The organism is Moorena sp. SIO4A5 (assembly GCF_010672005.1).
Classification (GTDB): Bacteria; Cyanobacteriota; Cyanobacteriia; order Cyanobacteriales; family Coleofasciculaceae; genus Moorena.
The window spans coordinates 72,216-90,464 of sequence record NZ_JAAHHZ010000029.1 but is presented as its reverse complement, the minus strand read 5'-3'; the positions used below and the strand labels follow the sequence as shown (position 1 = coordinate 90,464).

Sequence of the window (18,249 nt, the reverse complement as noted above, 5' to 3'; positions counted from 1 at the left end):
ATTTACCGGCGGTGGGATCAACGTTAAGATTTTCCTGTTCCTCGTTGGTAATTTTTTCCGTAGGCGCAAGTACCGATGCCAAGCTGACATTAGCAGGTGCTTTCCAAACTCCCCTGTCCCGATCTACCCTGGCATATACCCCTGCTACAGCAGCACTTGGAGGTAATACGACTCGCTGTTTACCTAGTTCAGTCTTAACCTTGTTATACAAATCTGTTTTAGTAGTTTTGTAATACTCTAGAGGAGGAGGGGTAGTGAGAGGTTTTGCACTACCATCTGAATTTTCTGAATCTGATGATATATCGGCACTACCATCTGAATTTTCTGAATCTGATGATATATCGGCACTACCATCTCCGCTTTGCTTTATTTCAAAATTATTATCAGTGCTATTTCCAGCTTTCCATGTTTTCCATGCGTCGGTAATTTGTTTTACAGTTGCTGTGTTTCTTTTGAGTTTTATTGTTAGAGTCAAGTTACTGTCAATTTCAAAGTCTACATCTGTTGGCTGATTCTTGTCAAGAGTAATAGCTACTTTGGGTTCATCGTTCTCCGGACCGACATAAGTGACTAAAATACCATTAAGGTCTGTGTTGTACACCTTGGGATGTAGGGCTTCGAGAGGTGTTGGATTGACAACTGATGATATATCGTCACTACCATCTCCGTTTTGCTCTATATTGAAGGAATTACCATTGCTATTTTCAGGAATTTTTTTCCATTTTTTCCATTCGGCGATGATGTTTTTTCCTTTTGCACTGCTTGCATTGAGTTTTATTGTTAGAGTCTTAGTATTACGGTCGAGCGAAAAATCGATATTTTGTTTTTGATCTGTACCTGTACTAGTAGTAATAGCTACTTTAGGTTGATCTTCCTTATTCCCTGTATACGTGACTAGAATACCTTTAGGGTCTGTGGTGTATTCAAAGCGTATGTCTAGGACTGATACAGTTACAGAAACATCGGTGTAATAGTAGTTGAGTGATGTTTGGAGGTAGGGAGAATAAGCTGCGCCATATTTTAAATATGCTGTACCAATTCCATCTCGGAATTCATCAACTTTATCTTTCATAACGTCGAAGATTGCAAACCGATCTTTTAATTTATTGCATTGCATCAAAGCTTGTCCACAAAGATCGTAATAATCGGTTTCAGTACTTAAATTAGCGGCATCGGTAAGCATGATTAAAGTGGGTTCATCTTCTTTTTCTAAAGCTGATAAGCCTGCTCTAAAATCATTATTTTTTTTAGTTCCGTTGTAATTACCCACCGAAACAATGTAACAACTGCCCCCACCGTTATCAAAATACATCCGCAAGGCATAATACATTAAATACTTGAATTCAGGAGGTTCAATGCTAGCAATACCATCTCCGTTTGCTGTTACTACAAATTTACTTGCTTGAGCTTTGCCAAACAAAGTTTCATAGTCAAGCAGTGAACTAATTCGAGTGGGTGTATTGGTTAAATCTTCACTGCCTCGTTTAGCTTTCTCTGTGTAACCGATAAAAGCTGGAATCGCTGTAGATACCTCAGCGACTGAGGGGGGAAATGTAGAAATTTCCTCGACATAAACATTGGGAGTTTTATACGTTACCATGGTTCAATCCTTACGTTTCAATTTTTATAGGTATTTCAGGGCATTAATGACTTGAATTCCGTTCTGATTAGGGGGATTAGGTAAATGATCAATCCACACAGAGGGATCGCCAAGTTCAGTCTTTTTCTTTTTTAAAAGTTGAATATTTTTTATCCCAGCTTCCTGACAAGCAATTTCTGAGTCAGATTTAAAGAGATATTTTGGAAATTCAGGAACAGGAAATTGTTGGTTAAGGGCAGAAAATATTGGATCTGTTTTTTCAGCTTCGGCACTCGTAGATCTAGTAAATTGAATTTTTGGTTTCCTGGTCGGATCTTTATCTTCAATCAAGAATTCATCGCCATTAGTTAACTGATCTGTTACCAGGTAATAGCGCCAGTGTTGTTTTTTGGCTTGAAAGGTGATTTGATAGTCACTATATTTACTGCCCTGATTCGAATCTTTAAAAGATTTAGGCATAGAGGAGTTATTATAAATATAGACTATGCCAAAAAACGGCTGTCCCCTGGGTAATTTGTGATCAGACAATTTAAGTAGTAAGACAAATCGGTATAGTCGTTCTCTAATCAGCCGTAAAATAGTAATCAGCCTTAAAATAGCAAGTATCACTACTTCTTGATCACTACCAGGCAATCTAGTTCTAGTTCTTTCTAAGTCTGACACTCCAATTTTAGTATTCCTTTCATTACTAAACAGGTAAATAACATTATCAACGGGTTTCCATTCAAGATCTGTGAAATCTATAAAATCTTGATTTTTGATTTTCAATAGAAAAGTAAATCGCAAATTATCAGCAAGTTCTATCCAGGGTTTCTGTTCTGAATTTTCTGAATTTTCTGAATTTTCTGAATTTTCTGAATTTTCTGAATTTTCTGAATTTTCTGAATCTTCCGTAACTACTGGGGCAATGACCACTATTCCGTTAACTTTATTCTTAACAATCAGACGATGACCCCTAAGTATCCTGCTACATTCAGGTGTTGGTTCAACACTTAAGTCCGGGCAGACTTTATCCCGATAATAGTCGTGAAGAATACTCAATTCAAACAGTTGCTTATAAAGCATAATCTAGATGACCATTGTGTTTTAGTTTGTCGGCGATACTAGATTCTTGAACTACTAACTTCCCTCTCAGTTACATCAGAGCCAATTTCCAGCGTATCCCCATCGGCAAAGACAACCATTCTGACTTTATAAATGACTGAAGGCATATAAGACATGCCTAAACCAGACCAAACCTCTCTTTGTTCAGTAAAAGGCAAATTAACCAGTTCTATGGTCAACTTTTGGATCTCCGAACTGAGGGTTGGAGAGTTACGACAATCAAATAATCGATGACTTTGAAAGTATTTGATAATTAGGGATAAAAACTTTAAAGATTGCCGGTAATTAGTAAAATTAGCAGCATAGAGAACGTATAAATTGAGGTAAAGATTAGGGTTGTTTTGCTGGTTACCCCCCTGATTAGGCATCCTTTCATAGGCGGCACCAGAACGAAAGGTATAGTCTTCTTCTAAGTTGACTAATAAGGTAGTAATCGCATTCTCTTCTAAGGAAACTTCTTTCCCGTTGCGATCCTGAAGAAATAAGACCTCAAAAGCCTGACCCCCGGTTTTTACTCGGATGTAGCTGTTGAGTTGTTCCTTAAGAAACGAGAGAACATGATCCAACATAGGTAGTATCTATCCCGCCTAATAATTGGAGGATAATATTGACAAGAAGACTATGGAATAGGGCAATAGGTTTTCTATACTTATAACTGCCACCAAAATAACCCTAACATGAAAAACAACAAAAGAGAGAAAATCCCTAAAAATGAAATATATCGTAACATTTTTAGGAATATTCAACAATGAAATATATCGTAATATTTTTAGGAATATAGCGGTTTTTAATTGGGTGAGGTACAGAGTCCTTGGTTTTAGGGAACAGGGAACAGGGAACAGGGAACAGGGAAAAAATCCTGTGTACCTCATTAGGATAGAAACCGCTATATTCAACTCGGATCATTTTTCGTAAGCAGTCAGCAGTCAGCAGTCAGCAGTCAGCCGTTGGCCGTTGGCCACGCTACTTGAGGTGCTTATAGCGTTTCTTATAGCTATGAGGTACACAGGATTTTTGGCATTGCTGAGGGGCGGGATGAATAGGAGTGGGGTGGGCATCCTGCCCGCCTGGGAATTGTAACGGGCAAGATGCCCATTCCACCAAGATGCCCGTTCCACCATGATGCCCATTCCACTGCAAGATGCCCGTTCCCCCAACATGGCCGTTCCACCAACATGCCCGTTCCACCAACATGCCCGTTCCACCAACATGCCCGTTCCACGGCAACTGGAAATCAACGGTTAACATCACCTACGTTTCCTGAGCTGATGTTAACCGTTGAGCAGGTTTTGACTGCTGGGAATTTAAACTAACGGCAATATAGCAGTTCTCATATTCCCTACTCCCTACTCCCTACTCCCTGTTCCCGACTCCCGACTCCCAGATTGCTATAATGATTGATAGATTTGACGTTCTCGGTTAATAAAAATATCAGCTAATATCTGATAAGCTTCTGTCCAAGCTACTATCATTTCCTCTGTCGCCGCTTCATCCAACACATCCTTCATCGCTTGTAGTAAACTCTCTCCCACAATGGGATATTGTTCTGGTTTAACATTGGTTTTTACATGACGATGGGCAATCAACTCAACCATTGATTTTAAATCCTCCGGATTATCAATTTTGGTAGCATAACTATAGACTGCTGTAGCTAATTTTGCTGGTTGAGAACCATTAGCTTGAGCTGACATATCAAACTGTGCTTTTACCTCTGGATGGTTGTGAAACATGATTTCATACATCCGAGTAGTAATTTGCTTACCATGCTTTTTGAGGAGGGGGGCTGTGGACTTGATGATATCTATGGTTTCTTGGCTAACCTGATTCACCGGTAAGGGCTGTTCCGAGAGGGTTAGCAGAAATTTAAGATTTTCTTGGGCTTGTAACTTATGAGGTGCTTTAGCAGGTATAAAGATAAAGACTCCTGCTTCTAAGGTAATCTCTTTCTGGTCTAAGGTCAGAATTCCTTTCCCTTCAATTACCGTGATGGCCGCATTACGAGGTGAAGTATGCTCCTCAATTGCTGTACCTTTTGCCAAACAAAATAGGGTGTATTGGCAATTGTTATCCTTGAGCAAAACTTTGCTAATCATCCCTGTATGTGGATAGTCAGCTAATTTTTGTAGAGAAGTGCTAAACGATGTGTTTGCTTTAGCGATCGCATTAACCATTATCCTTTCCTCATCACAAATTTAGGAAGTTCTAAGATTTGGAAATATAGCGTTACGCGCAAGGCAAGAGGCAAGAGGCAAGAGGCAAAAGTTCACTAAAAGAGCGTTTCAGCTTGTATCAATGTCAAACACCTTAATGCGTAGTGCTATATCTCTGAACTCGTTGCTAGTTTTACTGTGACAGAAATAGTTAGGGCTGTCCTTGAGCTAGCTCATAAAGGAAGTAAAAGCAAAGGGAGTAGGGAGTAGGGAGTAGGGAAAGGGAGGGAAGTGTGGGGGGATGGGGAGATGGGGAGATGGGGAGATGGGGAGATGGGGAGATGGGGAAATGGGGAGTCAGATGAGGATATGCATCAAGACCATTAGAAAAAAAGTATTTAAAGATACCAAATTAATCTCAAACTAATTCTTCCCTCTCCTCCCTCTCCCCACACACACTCTTGTGCTCTCCCCTCTCTCCCCACACTACCCCCTCTCCCCACACTCTTCTCCCTGTTCCCTGTTCCCTGCTCCCTGTTCCCTGCTCCCTGCTCCCTGCTCCCTGCTCCCTACCGAATTGAGAAATACTATAACTATCAAACACTCTCAAAGGACTGGTAGGCATGGTCTCATCCATAGAACAATTAGCTCAAGTCTGGGTGCTGAAAGACCTAGAAACCTCAGCGCTAGAGAATCTTCAGCCTTATACCAAAGTACGGACTTATTTGCGGGATGAGATTGTGATCTACGAGGGCGATCGCCTCCCCTGCCAACTCTATGCCTTAATCAAGGGAACCCTGCAAATTAAAAAAACCGGGACGAGTGGTAAAGAAAGCCTTTTGCGCATCATCCCTGAGGGGGATATTTTTGCAGCTCCGGCAATTTTTGGTAATGGTATTGCTCCCGCAACAGTTATTTGTCAGGTGGACTCCCTAGTGCTAACCATAGAACGAGAGGCCCTGTTAGAGACTATTCGCCATACCCCAGAAGTGGCGTTGCGAATCCTGGAAGTCTTTAACCAACGCCTGCAACAAATTCATAACACCGTACATGGGCTAATTTCTGAAAGGGCAATTGTACGACTGGTGCGTCTACTGCAATACTATGCAACTCGCTATGGAACTCAGTCTGTTGCTCAGGGAGACTCCTTAAATGTCAACCTTCCGTACTATCAAATTGCTCGCAGTATAGGTATAACCTATGAAGAATGCGTGCGTTTGTTCAAAAAGATAAATTCGATCAATTCAGTGGTTACCTACAAGCGGGGAGGCAAAATTATTATCAATGACTGGCAGCAGTTAGATGCGTTCGCGAAGCGTAGCCCTTCGGGCTAATCGCGGACAACGAAGTAGGATGAATCAAGCGCTGAAAGTTTTGTTAATTATGAATCTTTCTGCTCAGTTTGTGACTCCTTAGCGTCTGATGTCGGATTATTCATCTCGTCTTTGAAGCCTCTGAGGGTTTTCCCTAGGGCGCTGCCGATTTCAGGAATTTTCTTCGGTCCAAAAATCACAACCGCCACAACGCCAATAATCATTACTTCCGGCCATCCTAAACCAAACATATCAATTTCCTCCAAACTCCTTTTAACCTAGAATTAACCTTGAACTGCTTGATAGCACTTAGCCCATCCTACTTCACAGCAAAGCCAAAAAATTGTCTAGCTAATCTACTCTATGGTTTTACTAGGCGCAGAATCAACCTAGCTCAATCTAGGTAGCCGACTCAATGTAGTCATTTTAGGGTGGGCATCCTGCCCACCCCACTCATATTCATCCCGCCCCTCAGCAATGCACCCCTAGTCCATGGTACTAGGAAGGAATTCCATGCGTTCGCGTAGCGTAGCCCTTCGGGCTAATCGCAAACAAAATCCTAGATCCAATCCCAGCAGTAACAAAGTTTTGTGTAGCGCTAAAGGATTGCCCATGGCAAGCTGATATCCTAAGCTTATCCGAAGTCCATACTTAGGATGTCTTGCTCCAATTGATGGTCACCGATAAGGTGAGAAGATAGAGGTCGTTGGATGAAGGAGGAAAGATAAAGTATAAAAATCTACCATTTGCAAAGGTTACAATCAATGCAATGGTTGATACTTCAAGTCTTGTATGCCTTTTATCTTTTGCCTACCCCTCTTGTTAAGGGGGATAATGGGGGGAGAACCCATCCAACCCTTTTGTCTGCAAGCCTGTTGCCTCAATGTTACCCATAGCCTTTAAGTGTTAAGGAATGTCAACCACTTCCACGCCATCCCTAAGAACCCAACAAAACCCTCTGTGCGCTAAGCTGGCGGACTGTATTGAATCGAACTGGCGGCGCTACTTCGACCTTTCGACCTATGATTTACCAGCCGAGTTAGGCTACGTGGAAGGACGGCTTGAGGGAGAGAAACTGACTATCGAAAACCATTGCTATCAAACACGTCAGTTTCGGAAAATGCACCTGGAATTGGCAAAAATAGGTGAGATGTTGGACATTTTACACTGTGTAATGTTTCCTCGTCCAGAGTATGCTTTGCCCATGTTTGGCTGTGATGTGGTGGCAGCTAGAGGACAAATCAGCGCTGCGATCGCAGACCTTTCTCCACTCCACCCTAAACGTACCTTACCAGAAGCCTATCACTGTTCTTTAGAGACCCTACCAAAACCTGAGTTTAAACAGCCCCGTGACTTACCACCTTGGGCGGACATTTTTTCAGAATTTTGCATTTTTGTGCGTCCCAATGGTCCAGAAGAAGAAGCACAGTTCCTGGCATGGGTGGATGATTTATTACAGATTCACTGTGCCCATGCTGCAAATGCCCTACCGGTCTCTAGAGAAAAGCAAGCAGAAATTATTGCAGGTCAACACTATTATTGCAGCAAGCAGCGGCAGAATGACAAAACCCGGCGGGTGCTTGAAAAAGCGTTTGGTGTTGAATGGGCAGAGAACTATATGACCTCCGTACTATTTGACTTGCCAGGATCTTGATACTTAATGAATGGTAAAGCTGATTAGTTTGCTGATTAGTTTAGGGATGGAGCAATGGATGATAGCGGTTATCATATTAATGAGGTACACAGGATTTTTTTCCTGTTACCTGTTACCTGTTACCTTTTCCCTGTTACCTGTTACCTGTTACCTTTTCCCTATTCCCTATTCCCTATTCCCTATTCCCTGTTACGTAAAATCCACAACTTGTATACCTCACCTATTTGAAAAATACTATAGTAAGGCACGATAATAATAAGTCGGCAAACTTTTTTAAGGGGATAGACTATGTTCACTAAACGTGACCTTCCCTCAGAGCAGGAACTGCTAAATGTGGCGAGACAGTACCCTGAGCTAGATATAGCATCAGTGTTTACTTGTCTGTCGTTCCTGAAAACTACCACTGAGATCTACGAAGCGATTGACACTCATTTGGGTCGCTACGAGTTATCAATCGGTAAGTTTACCGTACTCATGCTATTACACAAAGCTGGTGAGTTAGGGTTGACTCCTTCCGAATGTGCTCAACAGGCTGGTGTTACTCGTGGGACGATCACAGGTCTGCTCGATGGTCTCGAACGTCAAGGGTTAGTTAAACGCCAGCCCCACCCAGATGACCGACGGATGCTGATGGTTCAGCTGACCCCAAACGGTTGGCAGTTCTTGAAGGAAATGCTTCCCAACCACTTTAATCGGGTGACAGGTTTGATGGCTAACCTGACTGGCGCAGAAAAGAAAACCTTCGTTAAACTTTTAGCAAAGTTGCGAGCGGGAACCCCTGCTATGCACTCTGCTGAATTTCAGCTGACCCAGTAATGAGGGATTGCTCAAAAAATCTTTTACCGGTGCTCGTAATTGTATTTCCGTTATGATAAATTAAATAGTAAGGAGCCATATAATATGGCACAAAAGAGATAGTTATGGCTCATATAACCGACAGAAGTTGATTTAACGGGAGGAGTCATGGAGCCAAAGATTGGGATAAAAGATCAGGGATTATCAAAGCCCCTAAGTCGTTGGGTGATTGTACTGGCTAGTGTTGGGATTCTGGCAACTGTGGTCGCTAGCCGATATAGTTTGGAAATGGTCAGTGAGCGCCCGCCAGAACCAGTGCCATCCCCCAGTACAACCCCAGCTATCCGAGCTGTAACTGCTCTAGGACGTCTCGAACCTGAGGGGGAAGTTATTCAATTAGCTGCTCCAACGACTTTTCAAGCACCAAGGGTGGCTCAGTTACTGGTTAAGGAAGGGGATAAAGTAGGTGCCAATCAATTGATTGCCATCATGGAAAATCGCGATCGCTTACAAGCGGATTTAGAACGAGCCAAAGCGGAGGTTAAAGTAAGCCGTGCGAACTTGGAGAAAGTCAAAGCCGGTGCTAAAAGTGGCACCATTGCTGCTCAGGAGGCTAAGATTAAACGACTAGAGGCAGAGTATCGGGGGCAGAAGGAGGCGCTACAAACTCGCATTGACCGTTTACAGACTCAGCTGCAAGAAACACAACAAGAGAAAGATGCCACAGTCAGGCGATTAGAGGCTCAGTTAAGGAATGTGCAAGCAGATTTTCAGCGCTATGAGCAGTTAGAACGAGACGGTGCGATCGCAATTTCCGAATTAGACAGCCGCCGCCTAAGCGTAGAAACCGCCCAAGAGAGCGTCAGTGAAGCCATAGCCAACCGCAGCCAAACTATAAGCACCCTCAGGGAAGAACTCAAAGAAGCTATTGTCAACCGCAACCAGACCCTAGCTGTGGTAGAAGCACAGATTAACGAAGCCAAAGCTACCCTCGAAGAGATAAAAGAAGTACGTCTAGTAGATATTAGACAGGCTGAAGCGGAGCTAGAAATGGCTATGGCACAAGTCAAGCAAGCCGAAGCAGAATTAAAATTTGCTTACGTCCATTCTCCACTAGATAGTCAAATTTTGAAAATTAACACTTATCCAGGAGAAACCATCGATCCAGAAAAGGGAATTGTGGAACTAGGGCAAACTGACCAAATGATGGTTGTTGCTGAAGTCTACGAAAGTGATATTGGTAAAGTCAAGCTAGGGCAGAAAGTAACTATTATTAGTGAAAGCAAGGCATTTGAAGGTAAACTCAATGGCACTGTAGTTAGAATTGGGCAACAAATTGACAAACAGGATGTTCTTGACACTGATCCAGCTGCTGACGTAGATGCCAGAGTTGTCGAAGTAGATATTCGTCTCAATCCAGAAGACAGCAAGACGGTTACTGATTTAACTAACTCTCAAGTCATCGTAAAAATAGTTACTACTTATTAGTCAATCGCTATCGCTCCAATTAAAAATTATCAATTCAAAATTAAAAACTAACCTATAAATTAATTCGTGGGCTTGTATCCGGTGGAAACACTTACAAAGTATAAGGCTATTCATTTTTAATTTTTAATTTTGAATTCAAAAATGGTCATTAACTAGTAACTATTAATAATGAAAATACCTTTAGCATGGTTACAATTGACCCATGAAAAAATGCGTTTGCTGGTGGCACTGGCAGGAATTGCTTTTGCCGATATTTTAATGTTTATGCAAATGGGTTTTCGGGATGCCCTGTTTGAAAGTAATGTGACACTACATAATAGCTTACAGGGTGACATTTTTTTGATTAGTCCCCAGTCCCAAGCAACAATCGCTATGAAAAGTTTTCCTAGTCGCAGGTTGTATCAAAGTATTGCATTTGATGGGGTCAAATCGATTCGTGGGATATATATGGACTTTGCCCTCTGGAAAAATCCTCAAACCCGTGAAACTCGTAGTGTGCTTGTGATTGGGTTTAATCCTACTGACAACGTATTCAATTTATCTGGAGTAACCAGCAATCTGGATACAATTAAAATGCCAGATGTCGTTTTGTTCGATGACAGCTCCAGACCTGAATATGGACCTATTGCGGAAGAGTTTAATCAGGGCAAAGAGATAACCACTGAAGTCAAAGAACGTCGCATTCGAGTAGGAGGCTTATTCACCCTAGGGGCTTCCTTTGCAGCAGATGGAAATGTGATCACCAGTGATTTAAACTTTTTCCGCCTTTTCCCTGACCGCCATAGAGGACTGATTGATATCGGTTTGATTGAATTAGAACCAGGGTTAGATGTGGAGATAGTTGTAGAGAAGATGAGGCGCGAACTTTCCAAGGATGTTCTAGTTTTATCCAAGGAAGAGTTTGTTAATTGGGAGAAAGCTTACTGGCAAAGCAGTACAGCTATTGGCTTTATTTTTACCCTCGGTAGCGCGATGGGATTTATCGTGGGTACAGTGATTGTTTATCAAATTCTATATACTGATGTCGCGGATCATTTGCCTGAGTATGCTACCCTTAAAGCCATGGGTTATAAAACCAGCTATCTATTGATTGTCGTTTTTCAAGAAGCTATAATTCTGGCAATTTTAGGTTATTTTCCTGGATATGGACTAGCCTTAGGGTTGTATAGTTTAACGAAAAATGCTACCAGTTTACCCATAGCCATGAGTCTAGCTAGGGCGGTAACAGTGTTGATTCTGACGATTATCATGTGTTGTATTTCCGGTGCGATCGCGATTGGGAAACTCCAAGCAGCCGATCCCGCTGATATTTTTTAAACTATTGCTAATAGCAAAGGGAACAGGGAATAGGGAAGAGGGAACAGGGAGTAGGGAGTAGGGAATATGGCATCAAAAATTATAACAATTCCTACACGGATCCCTATATAGTGCTTTTTACCCTAATGAAGTACAAAAAAAAAATTACCTCTTTCCTCTTCCGACTTTACTGCTCCCTGCTCCCTGCTCCTTGCTCCCTGCTCCCTGCTCCCTGCTCCCTGCTCCCTAAAAGCCAAAAACTTGTACTTTACTAGCTGAAAAACAGCTATATAATCAATAACTAATAACTAGCTAGGAACGAAAACTGTCATGGTGGACGAACCAGTTGTATCCATTAAGCATCTCAACCATTACTTTGGTAAGGGTTTTCTACGGAAACAGGTTTTGTTTGATATTGACCTAGACATCCACCAAGGAGAAATTGTGTTGATGACTGGTCCTTCGGGATCGGGTAAGACGACATTACTAACCCTAATCGGAGGATTGCGATCGCCTCAATCTGGTAGTCTCAAAATTCTAGGACAGCAACTCCTCGGAGCCAATAAACGTCATTTGATTGCAGTGCGGCGTCATATTGGCTATATTTTCCAGGCTCATAACTTACTCAAAAGTTTAACGGCTCGCCAAAATGTCCAAATGTCAGCAGAACTACATCCAGAACTTTCTACTAAAGATGCTATTACTAAATCAGTAGCTATATTAGAAGCAGTGGGGTTAGGTCAGTGGGTGAATTACTACCCAGATAAACTTTCTGGAGGACAAAAACAACGAGTCGCGATCGCTCGTGCTTTAGTGGGTAATCCCAAGATACTCTTAGCAGATGAACCAACAGCAGCACTAGACAGTAAATCCGGTCGTGAAGTGGTGGATTTAATGCAGCAGTTAGCTAAAGAACAAGGATGTACAATTTTACTGGTTACTCACGACAATCGAATTCTCGATATTGCTGACCGGATTGTTAATATGGAAGATGGGCGTCTTAATGGTATCAAAGCAGTTAATTAAGCTGTTCAGTATTTAGATTGGGATATCTAAATTACTCAAAAGAAACAGGGAACAGGGAACAGGGAACAGGTAATAACCAATTTAAATTAACATCAGCTTAAAAGAAACAGCTTACAAATATAAAATATAAAATTGTTAATGGAAAATCTAAACTAGAAATTAACAATTTTATAATGACTAAATTTAATTAATTGTTAATTTACTACTATAGCAATCCGTGTAGTAATTGTGATAATTTTTATTCCCTCTTCCCTACTCCCTACTCCCTACTCCCTACTCCCTTTGCTATATTAGCTGGACTAACTTTAGCACGATGCAGCAACTTATCACCAATGCGGTAGCCAGTGTAACGTACCCTAACCTGATCACCTGGTTGAGCAGTGCCTGACATGAGTTGGTGTTGTTGTGGATCGTAAGGGAGTTCGTCCCCCACAGATGCGATCGCATCCACACCCCATTTTTCTAGCAACTGTTCCACTGGCTTTACCAGAGGCAATAATCTCACAGCTGGTAACTGCTCATTCTGTTGTGCCGCATAAGCAGCAGTGGGCCATTGGACTAGCCAGGATTCTAGCACTTGTAAACTAGATTGCTGAAACTCCTGCATTAAAGTCTCGCGCTGCTGTTCCAACTGCTGTTCCAGACGCTGGTACTCCTGCTTTAATGTTGAGTCTTCCTGCTGTAACGTAGAAACAGAATCTGGCAAAAACAGAATCAGTAACTGATTCACCGACACCTGCAACGCTTGAGCAAGTTTCAGCAGCGTTTTTAGCTGCATCTGCGAGACCTGACCTTTCCGCAAACGCCTCAGTTGCAACTCGGAAACATCAGCCCTGAGACTGAGTTGCTTAAAACTAGGAATACCCACTTTTGCCATAAGTTGTCGCAACTGTTCACTGTAATTGGGATAGGAAGACTCGGTCATTTCCAGGCTGACTTATCAAGGATAAAGGATAACAGGAGAAGATGTATAAATCTGATCAACTCCAATAGAGTAATCATCATATCCCTGATTGTGATTCTTGGTAAGTGCGATCAGCTATCAGCTATCAGCCCTGGCCAAAGGCTGAGTGCTGACTGCTGACCAAATTAGATATTTGCTCAAAGTGCATTTACCCAGAAATCAGCGGTTACAATCTCACCATTACGCTTAAATTGACCCCACACTTTATATGTGCCTTTTTCAGGAAATTGGGTAGCAAAACGTATCGGTTCAGTAGTTTTACCTGGAAGTGCGTGAGCATGAATGTAATCAGATGCTGTTATAGATTCTGATTTTTTAACAATTACTAAATGACCAGCTTCTCCCAAATAAGGTTGTAAATCATTCACCGGATTATTATTAGCAGCATTCTTTAAGTTAAAGCTAATCATCACTTCCTCATTAGCCTGAACTTTGGGTTTATCAAAACTCAGCTCAACCTTGGTATTGCCAAAAACTTTAGTATTCTTAATTTCTATCTCAGTTATAGATGAACTAGTTCCTGGTGCTTTTACTTTGACTACCGAAACTCGCTCTGGTTTTCCGGTTGGTTTGTAATCGCTAAAAAGAGTATAATCACCAGGTTTAGGAAAATTAGCTTCAACTTCAAAGCGTCCATTTCCTTTATAATCAGGATGAATATGATCGTAAAAATCAAGATCATCACTGACTACAATTAAATGCATTATTTTTTCTTGGAAAACCTCAAAATCAGGAACAGCATTTCCCTCAGAGTCTTGAATCTCAATTACCAAATTATTTGGTTTATCTAAATTAATTGTTGAGGGAGTCGTTAGTATAGCTTTAGTATTTACAGATGGTTTATTTACGTGACCATGGCTACCATGGTGATGACCATGCTCATTGTGATTATGGTGACCATGGTGTTTATCTCCCTCAACAGATGCATCTCCAGATTGCCCTAGTGTTGAACAACTTTGAGCCAGCAATAAAGTAGAACTAACTAGTAATGCGCTAACCAAACGATTCATGATGTCTTTACCCACAAAAGTTATTCAATATTTATTGTTTAAAGGAAAAGCGACCGTTGATTTTTTTACCGTTAATGTCAGTTTGAATGACCACCTTATATTCCCCAGTAGCTTTCCCTGGTAAAAAAGCAGCGTAATGTTTACCAGCCTTATCATAGCTAAAATCTAGATTCTTTTGCTCACCATTTGGTAACTGGATTTGAGCCTTGACTTTGGCATTAGATACACTTTTGTGTTCCTCACCCTGTTGTAGGAAAAAGTCTAAGTGAATTCCCTGTTTTTCTACGATAGGTAACAACTCTAAATGATAAGAACCAGATTCAATTATTTGACCACCTTGGGAATAACCATCCCCATTAGTGTGGGAGTGATTGTGACCATCATTGGAAGAGTGAACTTCATTAGTTTTTGCAGTTGTCTCTGAGGAAGTAGTTTTATTAGTATCCTGTGTACTATTGCCGCAAGAGGCTAAAAACATCAATACCACACTAGAGAGAACAATTAAATTTGACTGCAACCACGAACTCATAGTTTGACTCCTTTAAAACTAATTTATTTTTTTGATAAGCACTAAAACTATTTACATTTAATAAAGCGGTTTTACTGACTATGAAGTAGACAATTTGTTTTTATGCTCCCTGCTCCCTGCTCCCTGCTCCCTGCTCCCTGTCACTATTGACCCACCACTGAACCACTTTTAAAAGATGAATTTAATTCTTCAGGTAAAATCCCTGGATTGATTGGTTTAGATATGAAAAAGCGACCAAACTGAGCATACAAAGCTGGTAATACCAATAAGGTTAAAGCTGTAGACGTAAACAACCCTCCCAAAACAACTATTGCCAATGGCTGTAAAATTTCTTTCCCTGCCCCCGTGCCAATTACGAGAGGAACCATCCCTAACGCTGAAGTCAAAGCCGTCATTAAAATTGCCACTAATCGTTCCGTTGAACCGTCCATAATTACTTGCTTTAAAGGCATTCCCTGAGCCAATTTATTGTTGTAATTATCTACCAGAAGTAAACCATTGCGGGTAGCAACACCAAAAAGAGTGATAAACCCTACCATGGAAGCAACAGAGAGAATACCACCACCGAGGGCAACGGAAAAAATTCCCCCAGTTAATGCTAGAGGCAGATTGAGCATAATCATTACTGTTGCTGAAATTGACTTGACAGCAAAGTACATTAAAACAGCAATCACAATCAGTGCCAGAGTACCGAATACTAGTAAATTTTGAGATGCTCGTTGTTCTGATTCAAACTGTCCTCCATATTGGATAAAGTAACCGGAAGGTAATTGTACTTTCTCCTTGACTTTGGCTTGAATCTCTTCAACTACACTACCTAAATCTCGATCAGCAACGTTAGCTGAGACCACAATCAGACGAGAAACATTTTCGCGGTTGATGGTGTTGGGTCCCTTACCATAACTAATCTGAGCAACTTGGGCAAGAGGAATCTTAGTACCCGTGGGAGTGTCAACTAGCAGGTTGCTAATGGTATTAAGATTATTGCGGTATTCGGCTTTCAACCATACTACTAAATCAAATAACTGTTGCTCTTCCAGTACTTGCGAGACAACTCTACCATTGAGAGCAGTTTCAACAATTTCTGAAAGCTGACCAACACTAAGACCATAACGAGCAGCAGCAGCGCGGTCAAACGTAATTTGCACCTGTTTAATCGGAATTTGGGGTTCAAGAATTAGATCCACCACACTAGGAATATCTTGCATGGCATCTCGAACTTGAGCACCAATAGTTCGTAATTCCGAAAGTTCCGGACCAAAAATTTTGACTGCGATCGCACTCCTAACTCCTGAGAGGACTTCATCCATGCGGTGGGAAATAAAACCACCAATACTAGGGGCTACCCCTGGTAACTTAGCAAATTCCTCACGGAGTTTCTCAATTGTTGCTTTTCGGTCTTTCATCCCCTCCTCTGAAATTTCCACATCCAAATGACCCAGAGTAACACTACCAGCATCAGCATCACCGGGAGCACGCCCTGAACGTAACTGCACTGACTCAAACCGGGGGTCATCTTTGAGAGCTAGTTCCATGGCTGAACCAGCCCGATTCGTCATTTCCAGAGAGACACCGGGATAGAGAGTGAAAGCATTCACAAGCGATCGCTCCTGAAACTCTGGTAAGAAGACTCGTCCTAGAGAGGTAAAAATAATTAGAGAAGCCACAAACCCTGCTACTGCTGTTAGCAAAACTAGACTGGGAGCATGAATAGAAAACCGAATTAATGGCTGATATAGTTTTTTGGAAAACCGCGCTACCCAAGTTTCTTCTTCTGGTAACTGTACAGTAGCAAGCAAGAAAGCACACAAAGCTGGACTCAGGGTCAGGGCTACAAATGTAGAGGCAAAAATGGACACTAGATAGGCTACTCCCATCGGTGCAAAGATACGACCTTCAACACCAGTAAGGGTGAAAATTGGTGCGAAGACTACAGCGATAATTACTGTAGAAAACAGCACACTTACTCGCACTTCCACTGAAGTGTTATAAACCACCTGTAAAGGGTTGAGAGGATTTCCTGCTTGCTGATTTTTCCGTAATCCCCGGTAGCAATTTTCCATGTCCACAATCGAGTCATCCACCACTGACCCAATTGCTACAGCTAATCCTCCCAGAGTCATGGTATTAATTCCCAAACCAAAGAGATTGAGTAGCATCATCCCAATCAGCAAAGACAGAGGAATAGCGCTTAGGGTAATAATGGCAGTGCGCCAGTTCATCAAGAACAGAAACAAAATAATAGAAACAATGATGATGCCATCCCGTAGGGCATTCCTGACATTTTTAATTGAGGCATCAATAAAATCGGATTGGCGGAACGTAACAGTAACCTTGACATTCTCCGGCAAACCCCCTTTAATTTCCTCCATGGCTGCTTCTACGGCTTTAGTAACAGTAGGAGTATCAGCGAGGGGCTGTTTGTTAACTAGCACCACAATCGCTTTTTTCCCATCCAAGCTACCATCACCCCGCTTCAAGGCAGCACCAATGCGGACATCGGCGATATCAGAAAGCAGCACTGGTGTGCCATTACGTGCCACTACCACCGATTGTTCTAAATCCTCGATTGACTCAACTCGTCCAATGCCTCGAATTAATAGTTCCTTGTCTGGACTAATCAGAAAGCCACCCGCCGCATTAGTATTTGCTGCTGCTGCTGCTTCCGTAACTTCTGCTAAGGAAACATCAAAAGCGGTTAACTTGGCAGGGTCAACCAGTACCTGATACTGACGCACATCTCCCCCATAGGCAATTACCTGAGTTACCCCCGCTACTGCCAATAATTGGTTGGTAATATCTCGGTCAACCAATCGACGCACAGCCATTAGGTCAATTTTAGAGGGGACATCTGGCGTCTCTACATCTTCGTCAATGGTAAAAGCGTAGGAAAGAATGGTACCAATGGGCGAGGAAAGGGGAGAAATTTGCGGTGATTCTACTCCTTCCGGTAATCTGGCAGCAGCTTGTTGTAACCGTTCAGTTACTAACTGGCGAGCTTGATAGATATTAGTATCCCATTTAAAAATAACTTTTACTACGGAAATGCCCACTCCCGAAGACGAGCGTACTGTAGTCAATCCAGGAATGCCATTGATCGCGCTTTCGACAGGCATTGTGACTAAAGATTCCACTTCTTCTGGAGCCAATCCCGGCGCTTCCGTTTGAATTTCAACTTGGGGAGGAGCAAAATTCGGAAATACATCTAAGGGCATTTGGGAAATAATCCGAAATCCCCAAAGTGTGACGATGATAGCGCCAATTACAACTAGCCAGCGTCGAGTAATAGACCACTTAAGGATCGAGTTGAGCATTTTGGT

General features: G+C 42.0%; 21 protein-coding genes. 9 read left to right on the top strand and 12 right to left on the bottom strand.

Features of this window, described 5'->3' with window-relative positions:
* From F6K57_RS11160 to F6K57_RS11135, 6 genes are all read right to left on the bottom strand, one after another.
* Positions 1-1,600 (bottom strand): hypothetical protein (locus F6K57_RS11160; RefSeq protein WP_293067466.1); only part of this gene is annotated, 1,600 nt, incomplete at its 3' end.
* A gap of 24 nt (positions 1,601-1,624) precedes the next feature.
* Complete coding sequence (locus F6K57_RS11155) at positions 1,625-2,665, bottom strand: hypothetical protein (protein WP_293067463.1); 1,041 nt, start codon at positions 2,663-2,665, stop codon at positions 1,625-1,627.
* Between the two features lie 38 nt (positions 2,666-2,703).
* Entirely contained in the window at positions 2,704-3,273 is a 570-nt protein-coding gene (locus F6K57_RS11150) for a DUF4255 domain-containing protein (protein WP_293067460.1), read from the bottom strand.
* Between the two features lie 18 nt (positions 3,274-3,291).
* Positions 3,292-3,576, bottom strand: a complete 285-nt coding sequence (locus tag F6K57_RS11145) for a hypothetical protein (protein WP_293067457.1) — start codon at positions 3,574-3,576, stop codon at positions 3,292-3,294.
* 91 nt (positions 3,577-3,667) lie between these two features.
* Positions 3,668-3,955 carry a hypothetical protein gene (locus tag F6K57_RS11140; protein WP_293067454.1) on the bottom strand — a complete coding sequence of 96 codons (288 nt, stop codon included), beginning with the start codon at positions 3,953-3,955 and terminating at the stop codon, positions 3,668-3,670.
* Between the two features lie 137 nt (positions 3,956-4,092).
* Positions 4,093-4,875 carry a globin domain-containing protein gene (locus tag F6K57_RS11135; protein WP_293018029.1) on the bottom strand — a complete coding sequence of 261 codons (783 nt, stop codon included), beginning with the start codon at positions 4,873-4,875 and terminating at the stop codon, positions 4,093-4,095.
* A 280-nt stretch (positions 4,876-5,155) separates the two neighbouring features.
* Here F6K57_RS11135 and F6K57_RS11130 point away from each other — a divergent pair, with 280 nt between their 5' ends.
* Positions 5,156-5,281, top strand: a complete 126-nt coding sequence (locus F6K57_RS11130; protein ID WP_293018031.1) for a hypothetical protein — start codon at positions 5,156-5,158, stop codon at positions 5,279-5,281.
* A 196-nt stretch (positions 5,282-5,477) separates the two neighbouring features.
* Positions 5,478-6,188 carry a Crp/Fnr family transcriptional regulator gene (locus F6K57_RS11125; RefSeq protein WP_293018033.1) on the top strand — a complete coding sequence of 237 codons (711 nt, stop codon included), beginning with the start codon at positions 5,478-5,480 and terminating at the stop codon, positions 6,186-6,188.
* Between the two features lie 47 nt (positions 6,189-6,235).
* Here F6K57_RS11125 and F6K57_RS11120 read toward each other — a convergent pair whose 3' ends face one another.
* Positions 6,236-6,433, bottom strand: a complete 198-nt coding sequence (locus F6K57_RS11120) for a twin-arginine translocase TatA/TatE family subunit (RefSeq protein WP_364302334.1) — start codon at positions 6,431-6,433, stop codon at positions 6,236-6,238.
* 219 nt (positions 6,434-6,652) lie between these two features.
* Entirely contained in the window at positions 6,653-6,781 is a 129-nt protein-coding gene (locus F6K57_RS11115; RefSeq protein ID WP_293067449.1) for a hypothetical protein, read from the bottom strand.
* A gap of 299 nt (positions 6,782-7,080) precedes the next feature.
* Here F6K57_RS11115 and F6K57_RS11110 point away from each other — a divergent pair, with 299 nt between their 5' ends.
* The 7 genes from F6K57_RS11110 to F6K57_RS11080 all read left to right on the top strand — a co-directional run bounded on the left by F6K57_RS11110 (position 7,081) and on the right by F6K57_RS11080 (position 12,426).
* Positions 7,081-7,821, top strand: coding sequence for a phycocyanobilin:ferredoxin oxidoreductase (locus tag F6K57_RS11110; protein ID WP_293018035.1), 741 nt, complete (start codon positions 7,081-7,083; stop codon positions 7,819-7,821).
* Between the two features lie 79 nt (positions 7,822-7,900).
* Positions 7,901-8,074, top strand: a complete 174-nt coding sequence (locus F6K57_RS11105) for a hypothetical protein (protein ID WP_293018036.1) — start codon at positions 7,901-7,903, stop codon at positions 8,072-8,074.
* Positions 8,075-8,109: 35 nt separating this feature from the next.
* Entirely contained in the window at positions 8,110-8,637 is a 528-nt protein-coding gene (locus tag F6K57_RS11100; RefSeq protein WP_293018037.1) for a MarR family transcriptional regulator, read from the top strand.
* Between the two features lie 147 nt (positions 8,638-8,784).
* Complete coding sequence (locus tag F6K57_RS11095) at positions 8,785-10,104, top strand: ABC exporter membrane fusion protein (protein ID WP_293067444.1); 1,320 nt, start codon at positions 8,785-8,787, stop codon at positions 10,102-10,104.
* 168 nt (positions 10,105-10,272) lie between these two features.
* A complete protein-coding gene (gene devC, locus F6K57_RS11090) occupies positions 10,273-11,421 on the top strand; it encodes an ABC transporter permease DevC (RefSeq protein ID WP_293044986.1) in 1,149 nt (382 codons plus the stop codon).
* A 125-nt stretch (positions 11,422-11,546) separates the two neighbouring features.
* Positions 11,547-11,675 carry a hypothetical protein gene (locus F6K57_RS11085; RefSeq protein WP_293018043.1) on the top strand — a complete coding sequence of 43 codons (129 nt, stop codon included), beginning with the start codon at positions 11,547-11,549 and terminating at the stop codon, positions 11,673-11,675.
* A 55-nt stretch (positions 11,676-11,730) separates the two neighbouring features.
* Positions 11,731-12,426, top strand: a complete 696-nt coding sequence (locus F6K57_RS11080; protein ID WP_293067440.1) for a DevA family ABC transporter ATP-binding protein — start codon at positions 11,731-11,733, stop codon at positions 12,424-12,426.
* 259 nt (positions 12,427-12,685) lie between these two features.
* Here the strand turns inward: F6K57_RS11080 and grpE are convergent, their stop codons facing one another.
* The 4 genes from grpE to F6K57_RS11060 all read right to left on the bottom strand — a co-directional run bounded on the left by grpE (position 12,686) and on the right by F6K57_RS11060 (position 18,243).
* Positions 12,686-13,351 (bottom strand): nucleotide exchange factor GrpE, encoded by a 666-nt coding sequence (gene grpE / locus F6K57_RS11075; protein WP_293044982.1) that lies wholly within the window; start codon positions 13,349-13,351, stop codon positions 12,686-12,688.
* Between the two features lie 176 nt (positions 13,352-13,527).
* Positions 13,528-14,415 (bottom strand): hypothetical protein, encoded by an 888-nt coding sequence (locus F6K57_RS11070; RefSeq protein ID WP_293067436.1) that lies wholly within the window; start codon positions 14,413-14,415, stop codon positions 13,528-13,530.
* Between the two features lie 16 nt (positions 14,416-14,431).
* Positions 14,432-14,929 carry a hypothetical protein gene (locus F6K57_RS11065; RefSeq protein WP_293067433.1) on the bottom strand — a complete coding sequence of 166 codons (498 nt, stop codon included), beginning with the start codon at positions 14,927-14,929 and terminating at the stop codon, positions 14,432-14,434.
* A gap of 143 nt (positions 14,930-15,072) precedes the next feature.
* Entirely contained in the window at positions 15,073-18,243 is a 3,171-nt protein-coding gene (locus tag F6K57_RS11060; RefSeq protein ID WP_293067430.1) for an efflux RND transporter permease subunit, read from the bottom strand.
* Positions 18,244-18,249 lie beyond the last annotated feature (6 nt).

What these genes read in the sequence shown, in the direction of transcription:
- F6K57_RS11145 (WP_293067457.1), bottom strand. Translation starts at nt 3,576, where the DNA reads ATGAGGTACACAGGATTTTTTCCCTGTTCCCTGTTCCCTGTTCCCTGT.
- F6K57_RS11150 (WP_293067460.1), bottom strand. Translation starts at nt 3,273, where the DNA reads ATGTTGGATCATGTTCTCTCGTTTCTTAAGGAACAACTCAACAGCTAC.
- F6K57_RS11115 (WP_293067449.1), bottom strand. Translation starts at nt 6,781, where the DNA reads ATGGGCAATCCTTTAGCGCTACACAAAACTTTGTTACTGCTGGGATTG.
- F6K57_RS11130 (WP_293018031.1), top strand. Translation starts at nt 5,156, where the DNA reads ATGGGGAGATGGGGAGATGGGGAGATGGGGAGATGGGGAGATGGGGAA.
- F6K57_RS11065 (WP_293067433.1), bottom strand. Translation starts at nt 14,929, where the DNA reads ATGAGTTCGTGGTTGCAGTCAAATTTAATTGTTCTCTCTAGTGTGGTA.
- F6K57_RS11095 (WP_293067444.1), top strand. Translation starts at nt 8,785, where the DNA reads ATGGAGCCAAAGATTGGGATAAAAGATCAGGGATTATCAAAGCCCCTA.
- F6K57_RS11105 (WP_293018036.1), top strand. Translation starts at nt 7,901, where the DNA reads ATGAGGTACACAGGATTTTTTTCCTGTTACCTGTTACCTGTTACCTTT.
- F6K57_RS11155 (WP_293067463.1), bottom strand. Translation starts at nt 2,665, where the DNA reads ATGCTTTATAAGCAACTGTTTGAATTGAGTATTCTTCACGACTATTAT.
- F6K57_RS11085 (WP_293018043.1), top strand. Translation starts at nt 11,547, where the DNA reads ATGAAGTACAAAAAAAAAATTACCTCTTTCCTCTTCCGACTTTACTGC.
- F6K57_RS11125 (WP_293018033.1), top strand. Translation starts at nt 5,478, where the DNA reads ATGGTCTCATCCATAGAACAATTAGCTCAAGTCTGGGTGCTGAAAGAC.
- F6K57_RS11080 (WP_293067440.1), top strand. Translation starts at nt 11,731, where the DNA reads ATGGTGGACGAACCAGTTGTATCCATTAAGCATCTCAACCATTACTTT.
- grpE (WP_293044982.1), bottom strand. Translation starts at nt 13,351, where the DNA reads ATGACCGAGTCTTCCTATCCCAATTACAGTGAACAGTTGCGACAACTT.
- F6K57_RS11060 (WP_293067430.1), bottom strand. Translation starts at nt 18,243, where the DNA reads ATGCTCAACTCGATCCTTAAGTGGTCTATTACTCGACGCTGGCTAGTT.
- F6K57_RS11135 (WP_293018029.1), bottom strand. Translation starts at nt 4,875, where the DNA reads ATGGTTAATGCGATCGCTAAAGCAAACACATCGTTTAGCACTTCTCTA.
- devC (WP_293044986.1), top strand. Translation starts at nt 10,273, where the DNA reads ATGAAAATACCTTTAGCATGGTTACAATTGACCCATGAAAAAATGCGT.
- F6K57_RS11110 (WP_293018035.1), top strand. Translation starts at nt 7,081, where the DNA reads ATGTCAACCACTTCCACGCCATCCCTAAGAACCCAACAAAACCCTCTG.
- F6K57_RS11100 (WP_293018037.1), top strand. Translation starts at nt 8,110, where the DNA reads ATGTTCACTAAACGTGACCTTCCCTCAGAGCAGGAACTGCTAAATGTG.